General features: G+C 75.2%; 10 protein-coding genes. 4 read left to right on the top strand and 6 right to left on the bottom strand.

Features of this window, described 5'->3' with window-relative positions; genetic code table 11:
• The first annotated feature begins 50 nt into the window (after positions 1–50).
• The 3 genes from OG689_RS01010 (at position 51) to OG689_RS01020 (ending at position 2,888) form a co-directional block, all read left to right on the top strand.
• A complete protein-coding gene (locus OG689_RS01010; protein WP_266316701.1) occupies positions 51–1,010 on the top strand; it encodes a DUF916 domain-containing protein in 960 nt (319 codons plus the stop codon).
• Between the two features lie 106 nt (positions 1,011–1,116).
• A complete protein-coding gene (locus OG689_RS01015; RefSeq protein WP_266316703.1) occupies positions 1,117–1,545 on the top strand; it encodes a hypothetical protein in 429 nt (142 codons plus the stop codon).
• Positions 1,546–1,736: 191 nt separating this feature from the next.
• Positions 1,737–2,888, top strand: a complete 1,152-nt coding sequence (locus tag OG689_RS01020) for a polysaccharide lyase (protein WP_266316705.1) — start codon at positions 1,737–1,739, stop codon at positions 2,886–2,888.
• A gap of 120 nt (positions 2,889–3,008) precedes the next feature.
• On the opposite strand, the gene OG689_RS01025 is transcribed toward OG689_RS01020, so the two are convergent.
• On the bottom strand, positions 3,009–3,419 hold the full coding sequence (locus OG689_RS01025) for a VOC family protein (RefSeq protein ID WP_266316707.1): 411 nt from the start codon (positions 3,417–3,419) through the stop codon (positions 3,009–3,011).
• A gap of 73 nt (positions 3,420–3,492) precedes the next feature.
• Positions 3,493–4,524 carry a hypothetical protein gene (locus OG689_RS01030; protein WP_266316709.1) on the bottom strand — a complete coding sequence of 344 codons (1,032 nt, stop codon included), beginning with the start codon at positions 4,522–4,524 and terminating at the stop codon, positions 3,493–3,495.
• Between the two features lie 338 nt (positions 4,525–4,862).
• On the opposite strand from OG689_RS01030, the gene OG689_RS01035 reads away from it, so the two are divergent.
• Entirely contained in the window at positions 4,863–8,138 is a 3,276-nt protein-coding gene (locus OG689_RS01035) for a BTAD domain-containing putative transcriptional regulator (RefSeq protein ID WP_266316711.1), read from the top strand.
• Between the two features lie 187 nt (positions 8,139–8,325).
• On the opposite strand, the gene OG689_RS01040 is transcribed toward OG689_RS01035, so the two are convergent.
• The 4 genes from OG689_RS01040 to OG689_RS01055 all read right to left on the bottom strand — a co-directional run bounded on the left by OG689_RS01040 (position 8,326) and on the right by OG689_RS01055 (position 11,532).
• Positions 8,326–8,493 (bottom strand): hypothetical protein, encoded by a 168-nt coding sequence (locus tag OG689_RS01040; RefSeq protein ID WP_266316712.1) that lies wholly within the window; start codon positions 8,491–8,493, stop codon positions 8,326–8,328.
• Between the two features lie 323 nt (positions 8,494–8,816).
• A complete protein-coding gene (gene ddaH / locus OG689_RS01045) occupies positions 8,817–9,671 on the bottom strand; it encodes a dimethylargininase (RefSeq protein WP_266316713.1) in 855 nt (284 codons plus the stop codon).
• On the bottom strand, positions 9,668–10,258 hold the full coding sequence (locus OG689_RS01050) for a GNAT family N-acetyltransferase (RefSeq protein ID WP_266316714.1): 591 nt from the start codon (positions 10,256–10,258) through the stop codon (positions 9,668–9,670). The genes ddaH and OG689_RS01050 overlap by 4 nt, the downstream gene beginning before the upstream one ends.
• Complete coding sequence (locus tag OG689_RS01055; protein ID WP_266316715.1) at positions 10,255–11,532, bottom strand: MFS transporter; 1,278 nt, start codon at positions 11,530–11,532, stop codon at positions 10,255–10,257. The genes OG689_RS01050 and OG689_RS01055 overlap by 4 nt, the downstream gene beginning before the upstream one ends.
• Between the last annotated feature and the right edge of the window lie 3 nt (positions 11,533–11,535).

Below are 11,535 nucleotides of genomic sequence, written 5' to 3' on the forward strand. Positions count from 1 at the left end.
TGCCGGACGCCCAGGCGTCCGGCACCCGGTGCCCAGAAAGCTGGCCAGCCATGCGCAGAGCACCCCTTGTCACCCTCCTCGTCGTCCTCGCGGCGGCGCTGGCCCCCGGACAGGCGCGGGCCGCGGACAACGGCGAATGGTCGGTCAGGCCCGCAGACTCCGCGATCACGCCCCGCGCGGCCTTCGAACTGTCCGCGCGCCCCGGCGCGACGTTCACCGATCGCGCCGTCGTCACCAACACCACGGACCAGCCGCTGACCTTCCGTCTCTACGTCGCGGACGCCTACAACACCGAACGCGACGGCGGACTGGCCGTACGCGGCCGGGAGGAGGCGCAGACCGACGTCGGCGCCTGGGGAAAGCCCGAGCACGACGTCGTCACCACCCCGGCGCACTCGTCGCTGACGGTCGGCTTCACCCTCACCGTCCCCCAGGACGCGGCGCCCGGCGACCACGTCGGCGCCCTGGTGGCCGTCGACGACCGCGTGCGGCCCGGCTCCGGCTCCTACCTCGGCATCCAACGCGGTGTCGGGGCCCGGATCTACCTGCGCGTCGACGGCCCGCAACGCCCGGGACTCGCCGTCGAGGACGTGCGGTTCGCCGCGCACAACCCCCCGACGGGATGGGTCGGCGGCGGCGACTCAACCGTCTCGTACACGCTGCGCAACACCGGGAACGTCAAGCTCGACCCGCGGGTCTCCCTGAAGGTCGACGGCCTCTTCGTGGGCGGGCCGGCCGCCCGGCAGCTGACCGACGTACCGCCCGAACTGCTCCCGGGGCAGCAGGTGAAGGTGACCGAGTCCTGGTCCGGGGCGCCCTCGGGCTGGGGGGACGTCACCGTCACGGCGGTCGCCGACGGGGCCCGGGCCGGCGGGTCCGCCGGGTTCGCCGGGGTGCCCTGGCTCCTCGCCGGAGCGCCGGCCCTGCTGGCCGCCGGGATCACCGTCCTGCTGGTCAGGCGCCGCCGCCGCGCCGCCGCACGGCGGGTGGCCCCCGACGGGCCCGCGTGACCGTCGCCGGGCGGCCTGCCCCGGGCGTTCGCAACCGCCGCTGACGGCCGGGCGCCCCACCGGGCCCCCTCGTTCACCCCGACCGACCTTCCGGAGGCGCCCTCCCGTGACACCCGCCCGACCGCGCCCGGAGGGGCCTCGACCGACCGTCCCCCGCGCCCTGCGCCGGTCCTTCCGACTGTGGCTGCTGATCGTGCTCGCCGGAGCCCTCGGGGTGGCGGTGGCCTTCGCGGAGCGGGTCCGGATCGGCGTGGAGCCGGGGGACTTCGTGCTGCTCGCCGCCGCCGCGGCGGGGCTCGCGGTGCTGGTCGCCCTGGCCCGGGCGGCCCGGGCCGGCCGGCGTCGGGCGCGGGCGCTGCTGACCGTGCTCACCGCCGGCGGGCTCGCGCTCGCGGCGGTGGCCGTCGTGCTGACCGGTGACTCCCCCGCCGGCGCCGTGCCGGTCGCCGCCCTCGTCGTCGCCCCGGTCACCGGGCAACTGCTGATGTACCTGCCCGCTGCCCGGGCCCACTTCCGGTCGACCGACCGGCGGTAGGCGGCGGGTCCGCGGACGGCGGTAGGTGGCGGCCGGTCCGCGGATGGCCGTAGGTGGCGGCCGGTCCGCAGGTGGCGCCGCCCGGTCACCGCGCGGCGAAGGTCACGGTTCGGTCGAGCTGCGGGACAGCCGGGGTCGCCGGTACTCCATGACAGTGATCTCCAACGCACCTTCGTCACCAGGGAATCACCATGTCGCTCAGCCCAACCGCCGGCCGGCTCGCCCTGCGCCTGGCCGTGGCACCGATCGCCGCGATCACGGCGATCGGTTCGGCAGCCGTACCCGCCGCCGCGGCCGACTCCGTGTCGTACGACTTCGAGCCCGGCTCGACCACCACGTGGCCGCACGTCGCGATCAACGGCTTCGGGAGCCTGGTGACCGTCGCGGCGCCCGGCCAGCACGGCGGCCGGGCCGTCCGGTACAACGTCCCCAACGACGGGAGGTCCTTCCGCGCCGAACTCGCCATCAAGGGACTCGACTTCGGCGCGCACCGCTTCTCCTTCTCGGACTACCTGCCGAGCGACTGGACCAGGCTGCCCCTCGACAGCATCGTCGCCCAGTGGTTCAACAGCCAGGGCACCAACGAGGGGGTCAAGCCGGTCATCGCCCTCTCCGTCCACGACGACTACTGGCAGATGAAGGTGCACTGGGGGTCGACCGCCGCCGAGCAGGAGGCCGTCGTCCCGCTCGGGCCGGTGCAGTTCGGCCACTGGAACCGTTGGACCTTCGACGTCGTCTGGTCGGGTGACGGGAAGCCCGGTTCGATCGTCGCCGCGCGGGACGGCGTCCAGGTCGGCACCCACCAGGGGCCCAACAACTACCAAGCCGGTGAGCCGCCGCACTTCAGGATCGGGCTCTACCGCCCGAACTGGCGGCCGGAGAAGCCGCCGCACCCCCTCGGCGGCCCGGACGCCGTGATCTACGCCGACGACATCTCCATCACGAGCACCTCGGGTGCCCCGGCCCCGGTCGCGGCCGCACCCTCGACGGCTCCGCGCAGCAGCGCCGCCGCCACCGGCTCCGTGACCCCGTCGCGCCCCGGAAGTGCCACCACCGCCCCGCAGTCGCCGTCCACTTCGCCCGCCGACGTCCCGTCACCGACCGGCGCGGACCCGACCGTGAGCGAGGAGAGCGACGCGGGCACGGACCCGAACGCCGATCAGGACGTCACCGGAACGGAGCTGCAGGCCGCCGGCCTGCCCACGCTCTCCGCCGCCCCGGCCGCCGACGACACCGGGCCGAGCGCGATGCTCTGGGTCGCCGCCCCGACCGCGCTGCTCCTGGCCGCCGGGGGTTACGCGCTCCGCCGCCGCCGTCCCGGCGGCCGGGCCCGGCACAAGTAGCGACGCGCCGACCGACCGGGCGGGTGCGGTCCCGCGGGCGGACGGGCCGCACCGAGGGCGGCGGACGGCCCCGCCGCACCTCGCGGCTGCATCCGAAGCCGACCGGCAGGTCTGCTGCCTTCAGGAGTTGGACCAGCCTCGGGAGGAGAGCACCAGCAGGTGCCCGTCCGGGTCCCGGACGGTGACGCCCCACTCGTCCCAGTACGGATTGTGCGCGGGCACCCGGGTGCCGCCGTGCCGCTCCAGGCGTTCGATCAGTTCGGCGGGGACGGGCTCGTCCAGGTAGACCACGAAGAGGTCCTCCGGGCCGGGCGGGGACGCGGCCGCGAGCTCCGGGGATCCGACGAGTTCCAGGTGCCAGGCGGCCGCGGGCCAGCCGACCATCAGCAGCGAGTGGTCGCCGGTGGCGCCCGTCCCCTCGTGCCGGTACAGCACGTCGAGTTCGAGGCCGTCGACCCAGAAGCGCTCGGCCGCGGCCAGGTCGCGGGACGGGCGGGCAACACGGACATGGGACTGCGCGTCGGCGGGCACGGACGATCCTCTCCTCGAAGGGCCTCAGCCTAGCGAAGCCCGGGCGTCCTCCCGGCCGGCGCACGCCCGCTTCTCACCGCGCGGCGTCCCAGGCACGCAGTGCCGCGAGCGCCGCGGCGCCCGGTGCCCGGGCGGTGGAGCCGCCGGCCGGGAGCAGGTAGTCGGCGACGGGGGTCAGCAGCAAGTCCCCGTGCTCGAACGGGATGCAGCGCGAACCGTCCCAGTCGTCGCGGGTGACGACGCGGCGCAGCAGCACGCCGTGCCGGGGCGGGGTGGCCCAGCCCGAGCGGGCGGTGGGGGCCGCCTCCCGGCGGCGCAGCTCGGCGTCCACCTCGCGTTCCAGGGCGGCGCGGACGGCGGCCAGCCGGCCGAGCGGGACGTGCCCGGCGGCGAGGTCGAGCAGGGCGGCGGCCTCCGGCGCGAGCCGGTAGGCCGCGACCAGGGCGGCCGTCTCCACCGGGTCGAAAGGCAGTTGGGCCAGCATCAGGACGTCGACCACGTCCCGCACCTGGAAGGCCCGCCGCAGGCCCTCCTCGGCGAGGGCGATCAGGCATTCGACGTGGTCCTCGGCCACCAGCACGGGGCGGACCGGAACGGCCGCCAGGTCACCGGCGAGGGCCGCCGTACAGAGGCCGACCCGGTACCAGGGGTCGACCAGCGGGTCCGCGGCCGGCCAGTTCAGGGTGACGGCGGTGTGCCGGGGGCGGCCGCCGAAAACCGTCACGCCGATCTCCTCCACCGGGTGGTCGGCGACCAGCCGCACCACGGCCTGCCAGAGCGCCGCCTCGCCGGGGGCGACGAGCTCCAGGTCGCCCTGCGGGCGCAGCAGCCCCGGCGGGTAGTACCCGGCCAGCCGCAGGCCCCTGATCGCCCGGACCCCGGTCGACTGCTCCAGCCCGCGGGCGAGTTCGGCGTAGTGCTCGGTCCTGGCCCGGGCGCGGCGCAGTTCCGCGCGGGCCGGCTCGCCCATCCTGACCTCCTCCCGGGCGAGCAGGGAGAGGACGAGATAGGGCAGTTGGTGGACCGCGCGGGACGTCCTGAGCAGTTCGGCCGGGCCGGCCTGGCGGTCCACGTCGAGCAGGTCGTACAGCAGGTCGGTGTGCATGGCGTCCGCCTCCAGACAGCGTGGTCGATGACCCGTCCGGGTCGCGGGGACCGGGTCGGCGGTCCGGCGACGGCGGCCGGTCCGCGGTGCCCGGCGCGGTGGCGGGCCGGGTGGCCGCGCCCCCCGTCCGGAGCAGTGCCGTTGCGGCGGGCGGGCCCCGGTCGGCCCCACCGACGGTAGTGAAGATGCGTCAACGGTCGATCACAATCTGTTCAACGCCATCTCGACATGTGGCTGTTCGCCCGTGTTTAGTGTGGAGCGCACGGGCGGGGCAGCCGCGTGGGGTGCAGTGGGGTGGGGCAGGGATGGACGACTTCCGCTTTTCGTTACTCGGTCTGATGCGGGCGTACCGCGGCGAGGTCCCGTTGCGTACGGGCAGCCCGCAGCAGCAGGCGATGCTCGCGGTGCTGCTGCTGCGACCGGGCCGGGCCGCGCGCGCCGACGACCTGATCGACGCCCTCTGGGGCGAGGAGCCGCCGGGTGCCGCGATGACCACCGTCCGGACGTACGCCTGGCGCTGGCGCAAGATCCTGGAGGACGACCGGGCGGCGCCCCATGTGCTGGTCTCGATCGGTGACGGCTACCGGCTGGTGCTGCCGAAGGACGCGGTGGACACCGCCCAGGCCGAGGAGTTGGCGGCGCGGGCCGAGCGGACGGCGCACGACGGGCAGCCGGAGCAGGCCCGGGACCTGCTCAACCAGGCGCTGGACCTCTGGCAGGGCGAACCGCTCGCCGGCATCCCCGGCCCGTTCGCCGAACGGCAGCGCAAGCGGCTGGACGAGCTGCGGCTGGCGCTGCTGGAGGAGCGGATCTCGCTGGACCTCACGCTGGGCCGCTTCGCGCGCTGCATACCGGAGTTGACGGCGCTCACCGCCGAGTACCCGCTGCACGAGAAGTCCTACGGCCTGCTGATGCGGGCGCTGTACCAGGCCGGTCGGCAGGCCGACGCGCTGGCGGTGTTCCGCGGGGTGCGCCAGCTGTTCCTGGAGGAGCTCGGCGTCCCGCCGGGTCTGGAGCTGGAGACGCTGCACCGCCGGATCCTGGAGGGCGACCCCGCACTGGCGCCCGTCACCGCGCCGGTCGGTCTCGTCCGGCCGCACGGCCGGCCGGCGGCTGCCGGGCCGCCGGGCCCGCCGACGGGCAGACCGCCGGGCACAGGCCCCCACCACGACTCCCCCGCCTCGGACGGGGCCGGCGCCTCGTCCACCGGACCCGAATATTCCGCTGCCGACGCTTCCGACGCTTCCGACGCCGACTCCACCGGACCGGGTACCGCCGGCCCGAGCGGCTCGGCGCAGGCCGCCCAGCGCCCCCGCCCATCGGCCGGCGCGGCCCCCCGGCCGGCGCAACTCCCGCCGGACGCGTCCGACTTCACCGGGCGCTCGGCACTGGTCGAAACCCTCTGCGCCACCCTCGCCGCACCGGCCCAGCAGGCCCTGGTGATCGCCACCGTGGTCGGTATGGGCGGCGTCGGCAAGACCGCCCTCTCGCTGCACGTCGCCCACCGGATCCGCGACGCCTTCCCGGACGGCCAGCTCTACGCCGACCTGCGGGGCAGCGACGCCGCACCCGCCGAGCCCGAGGCGGTGCTGGCCGGGTTCCTGGTCGCGCTCGGGGCGCCGGCCGAGTCCCTCCCGGAGGGCGTCGAGGCGAGGTCCGCACTGTTCCGGTCGATGGTGGACGGCCGGCGCCTGCTCCTCGTCCTCGACAACGCCAAGGACACCGCCCAGGTCAGGCCGCTGCTCCCCGGAGCCGTCGGCTGCGCCGTGCTGACCACCAGCCGCACCCGGCTCGGCGGCCTGCCCGCCACCGTGCAGGAGCACCTCGGCGTCTTCCGGCCCGACGAGGCGCTGGACCTCCTCGCCCGGACGATCGGCCCGCAGCGGCTGGCCGAGGAACGGGAAGCCGCCCTCGACCTGGTGGTGGCCTGCGGGTACCTGCCGCTGGCCGTCCGGATCGTGGCGGCCCGGCTGGCCGCGCGGCCGTCCTGGACGGTGCAGATCCTGAGCAAGCGGCTGGCGGTGGAGCGGCGCCGGATCGACGAGCTGCGGATCGGCGACCTCGCCGTGGAGGCCGCCTTCGAACTGAGCTACCGCCAGCTCACCCCCGACCAGGCCCGGGCCTTCCGGCTGGCCGCCAGCGTCGACGGGCCCGACATCGGCCTCGCGGCGGCCGCCGCCCTGCTCGACCTGGACGACTACGACGCCGAGGACCTGCTGGAGTCCCTGGTGGACGTCGCCATGGTGGACTCGCCGTTCCCCGGCCGCTACCGCTACCACGACCTGCTGCGCGCCTTCGCCCGCCGCCGCCCGGAGCACGAGCTGACCGGTGGCGGGGCCGACCCGGCCGGCGCGACGGCGGACGGTACGACCGCGGCGGGTACGGGCGGGCCGGCCGGCGCCGGCGAGTACGTGGCGGCCCGGGACCGGCTGCTCGACCACCAGCTCGCCACCGCCTGCACCGCCTTCCAGCACGTGGTGCCCGGCGACCCGGCCGCCGGCGCGCTCGGCCCGGCCCGCTCCCCCGGGCTCGGCCTGGACAGTCGGGACGACGCCAAGGCCTGGGCCGTGGCGGAGACCCCGGGCGCGGTCGCGCTCGCCGCCCAGGTGGCCGAATGGGCGAAGGCCGTCCCGGCCGTGGACGAGGGGGGCACGGCCGGGCAGGCGTCCCAGGACGGACCGGGCCGGGCGGCCGCGCAGCCCGTCCAACTGCCGTTGCGCCGGGCCATCGACCTGCTGATCGCGCTGACGCCGTTCGGCCTGACGCCGCTGAGCCGGCAGTTCGGATCCGCCGCCGAGGCCCTGGTGGAGGCCGCCGTCCGGCACGGGGACCGACGGGCCGAGGGCCGGGCCCGCTTCCTGCGGGGCAACATCGCGCTGTCGGCCACCCTGCTCGACCGGGCCGAGGCCGAGGCCCGGCTGGCGGCCGAGGCCTGTCGCGAGACCAGCGACACCGTGATCCTCCGTCAGGCGCTCAACGACCTGGGCCTGATCTGCCAGTACCTCAGCCGCCACGACGAGGCGGTGGGCCACTACGACGAGGCGCTGTCGCTCGCCCGGGCGCTGGGCCACCGCTCGGGCGCGGTGGTGACGACGGTCAACTCGGCGCTGGCCCGGGTGCGCAGCGGGCGGGCGGCCGAGGCGGTCACCATCTGCCACGCCGTCCTGGCGGAGCTGCGGACCAGGCAGGACGACCCGGGCCGGGCCTACACCCTCTATGTGCTCGGGCTGGCACTGCATTTCCTGGGCCGGCACGAGGAGGCGGTGACCTGGTTCGGCGAGTGCCTGACGGTGTCGACCGGCGCCGGACTGCGGGAGCGGGCCGCGCACGCGCGCTACCGGCTGGCCGACAGCCTGCGCACCCTCGGCCGGACGGCGGAGGCGCTCGACCACGCCGAACGGGCGCTGCTGCTCTGCGAGGAGGTCGGCACCGAACGCGACCAGGCGCAGGCCCTGGTGGTGCTGGGCCGCGCGCTGGCCGATCTCGGCCGGGCTCCCGAGGCCCGGGCCCGCCTCGAACTGGCCCACACCCTGTTCAGCCGCCTCGGCCTGCCCGACGCGGACGAGGTGGCCGGGCTGCTGCGGGAGCCTTCGCCGGTACCGGCCGTCCCCTGACCGGGCCGCCTTCCGGCCCCGTCCGGAGGAAGACCAGGGCCCGCAGGCCCGACCGGAGAAAGCCCCTGCCGTGCGGACGCCGGCCGGTCCACGTAGCACCGCTGGTGACGGATGCTGGTGGGCCGGCCGGCGTCCGCACGGTGCGGGCCGGGGGCGTCCGGGCCTCCCGGGGGGGCGCGTGCCGGGCTCAGGAGCCGGTGCTGTTCCAGTCCTCCAGGCCCGCGTCCGGCGCCGCGACAACCACCCGGTCGTGAGTCCCGCCGAAAACCCCCGCCGTGCCGGCCGCGCTGCCGAGCGCCATCGCGATGCCGAGGCCCGCCGCGACCAACCGGAGCTTGCTGAATCGGGTCTTCATGACTGGATACCCCCTGGGAGTGATTCTCCGGCGAGTGTGTTCTCCGCCTCTTCGGTGACTCCACTCTGACAAGCGGCGGTCAACGCCGGATCTACGCTTGAGCACCACGCCCGGGCCGCCGCGTCGATCGCTCGGCGGGCCGGCCGTCGATCCCGTTGATCGGGGCCCTGACCTGCACCGATCACCGTCGGCCGGTGCGTCGATCGGGGGCGTCGACCCGGGGCGTCGACCGGTACCGTCCACCTCCCGGCTCCCTCGTCGATCGACGGCCGGGCCCGGGCCGGCCGGGCGGGCGCCCCCGGCGGGCCACCCGCCCCGCGCCCTCAGGCGCCCGGCCGGATCTCCAGCGTGCAGCACTTCACGCTGCCACCGCCCTTGAGCAGCTCGGTGAGGTCCATCCCGATCGGCCGGAACCCCCGGGCCCGCAGTTGCGCGGACAGTCCGGTCGCGGCCTCCGGGAGCACCACGTTCAGCCCGTCGCTCACCGCGTTGAGCCCGAACACCTCGGCGTCGGCCTCGCCGACCAGCAGCGCGTCGGGGAACAGCCGCCGCAGCACCGACCGGCTGCCGGGCGAGAACGCGGCCGGGTGGTACATCACCTCGTCGCCGTCCAGCACGCTCAACGCGGTGTCCAGGTGGTAGTAGCGCGGGTCGACCAGGTCCAGCCCGATCACCGGGCGGCCGAAGAACTCCTGGGCCTCGCGGTGCCCGGCGGGGGTGCTGCGGAACCCCCGGCCGGCCAGTACGCAGGTGTCGGTGACCAGGAAGTCGCCCTCGCCCTCGTTCACATGGACGGGGTCGAGGGTCTCCCGGTAGCCCCGGGAGCGGAACCACTCCAGGTAGGCCGGGCCCTCCGCGGACCGTTCGGCGTTGCGGAACCGGGCGCCCAGCACCCGGCCGTCCACCACCGTGGCCCCGTTCGCCGCGTACACCATGTCGGGCAGGCCGGGCAGCGGCGTGATCTCCTCCACGGTGTGGCCCAACTCGGTGTAGAGGTCCCGCAGTCGCGCCCACTGGGTGACCGCGAGCGGGCCGTCCACCGGCTTCGCCGGGTCCATCCACGGGTTGATCGAGTACGTCACCTCGAAGTAGGTCGGGCGGCACATCAGGTAGGTCCTCGGGCGGGCGCTCCGGGGGTGCGGTGCGCGGGCGGTCCGGGGGTGCTGCGGCCGGTTCATGACTCTCCCAGGATCGAGGTGGCGAAGGCCGGTTCGAGCTGGACGCCGTCGTCCCAGGGCGCCAGCTTCTGCAGGTAGATCTCGTCCTGCCAGCGGCCGCCGACGTGCAGGTGGCCGCGTGAGACGCCCACCGTCCGGAAGCCGTTCTTCTCCAGCACCCGCAGCGACCGGACGTTGTCCAGGCGGGCGAAGGCGTCCACCCGGTGCAGGTTCAGGTCGTGGAAGGCGATGTCCAGCGCGCTCTCCACGGCGAAGCTCGCGTACCCCTGGCCGCCGTACCGCTGGGCGACCCAGTAGCCGATCGAGCAGCTCCGCAGCGGGCCCATGGCCAGGTTGTTGAGGTTGACCCGGCCGACGATCTCGCCGCCGGCCACGATCACCCAGGCCAGCATCCGCCCGCTGGCGCACTCGCCCAGCGTCGACTCCACCGCCTCGCGCTGGCCTGGGCCGGTGAAGAACCCGTCCGCTTCCTCGGGCTCCCAGATCCGCAGGAAGTGGCGGTCGTGCAGGTAGAGGTCGGCGAGGGCGGTGCTGTCGGCCGCCCGCAGGGCTCTGATGTCGAGGCTGGTGGCAACGGTGTCGGTCATGAGTGCTCCGGGAAGTTCCGCAGGGATCGGATCGGGCTTGCCAGCAGGATCAGGCCGGCGGAGAGCAGGACGGCGGACATGATCCAGATCGTGGTCCTGCTGTCCAGGACTCCGCCGAGGTAGCCGCCCAGCAGGGCGCCCACCGGGATCGCGCTGTAGTTGACGGTGGAGGCGCTCGCCCGGATCCGGCCGATCAGCTCGGGCGGGCAGTAGGTCTGGTAGAAGCTGCCGGCGATGACGTTGCCCGCCACCACGCCGCAGACCGCGACCGCCCAGGCGAGCACGCTCACCGGGAGCGGCACCCCCCGGCCGGCGGTCGGCAGCAGGAGGATGAAGGGCGCCACCACCAGTTCGCAGACGAGCAGGCCGCGGGCGGTGCCGAAGCGCCGGGCGATCCGGCCGGCCACCGAGGCGCCGACCAGCCCGCCGACGCTCACCACGGCGAACACCAGGCCGACCCCGCCCTGGTCCAGGCCCACCCCGCGGACCAGGAAGACCGTCTGGACGGCCTGGATCCCGTTCAGGGCCAGGTTGCCGACCGCGCCGAAGCAGGCCAGCGTGCGCAGGTACGGGTCGCGGACCAGGAACCGCACCCCCTCGCCGATCTCCCGAACGATGCTCTGCCGGGCGGCCCGCGCCGGCGGCTTCTCCCTGGTCTCGATCGCCCCCAGGAAGAGCGCGGAGACCAGGTAGGTCACGGCGTCCAGCAGCATCCCGGTCGCCGCCCCGAACAGTTGCGAGACGACGCCCGCGACACCGGGCCCGGCGATCTCCACCGCCGACTCACCGGCCCGCAGTTTGACGTTGGCCTCCAGCAGGTCGGGCTTGGCCACCAGCGAGGGCACCACCGCGCCGTACGCGGTGCTGAAGAAGACCTTCACCGCCCCGGTCAGCAGGGCCACCACCACCAGCTGGCCGATGGTCAGCACCCCGAGCCAGCCGGCCACCGGGACGCTGGCGAACAGCACCAGCAGGGCCAGGTCGCAGACCAGCATCACCGTCCGGCGCGGCCAGCGGTCCACCCAGGCACCGGCGGTGAGCCCGAGGAACAGCCACGGCAGCCAGGCGGAGGCGGTCAGCAGCCCGACCATGAACGGGCTGGCCCCCAGGGTCACCACCGCCACCAGGGCCAGCGCGACGTTGCCGACGGCCGTCCCCAGGCCGCTGGTCGTCTCCCCGATCCAGAGCCGGCGGAAGTCGGGCTCCGCCAGCAGCCCCCACCGCCCACGGGGCGGCCGCTCCTCGACCTTCGGTTCCACATCGACACGGCTCATCGC

Source organism: Kitasatospora sp. NBC_00240, assembly GCF_026342405.1.
Lineage (GTDB): Bacteria > Actinomycetota > Actinomycetes > Streptomycetales > Streptomycetaceae > Kitasatospora.

Excerpts from the sequence above, each read along its gene's own strand:
- OG689_RS01010 (WP_266316701.1), top strand. The coding sequence starts at position 51 with ATGCGCAGAGCACCCCTTGTCACCCTCCTCGTCGTCCTCGCGGCGGCG.
- OG689_RS01020 (WP_266316705.1), top strand. The coding sequence starts at position 1,737 with ATGTCGCTCAGCCCAACCGCCGGCCGGCTCGCCCTGCGCCTGGCCGTG.
- OG689_RS01030 (WP_266316709.1), bottom strand. The coding sequence starts at position 4,524 with ATGCACACCGACCTGCTGTACGACCTGCTCGACGTGGACCGCCAGGCC.
- OG689_RS01035 (WP_266316711.1), top strand. The coding sequence starts at position 4,863 with ATGCGGGCGTACCGCGGCGAGGTCCCGTTGCGTACGGGCAGCCCGCAG.
- OG689_RS01040 (WP_266316712.1), bottom strand. The coding sequence starts at position 8,493 with ATGAAGACCCGATTCAGCAAGCTCCGGTTGGTCGCGGCGGGCCTCGGC.
- ddaH (WP_266316713.1), bottom strand. The coding sequence starts at position 9,671 with ATGAACCGGCCGCAGCACCCCCGGACCGCCCGCGCACCGCACCCCCGG.
- OG689_RS01050 (WP_266316714.1), bottom strand. The coding sequence starts at position 10,258 with ATGACCGACACCGTTGCCACCAGCCTCGACATCAGAGCCCTGCGGGCG.
- OG689_RS01055 (WP_266316715.1), bottom strand. The coding sequence starts at position 11,532 with ATGAGCCGTGTCGATGTGGAACCGAAGGTCGAGGAGCGGCCGCCCCGT.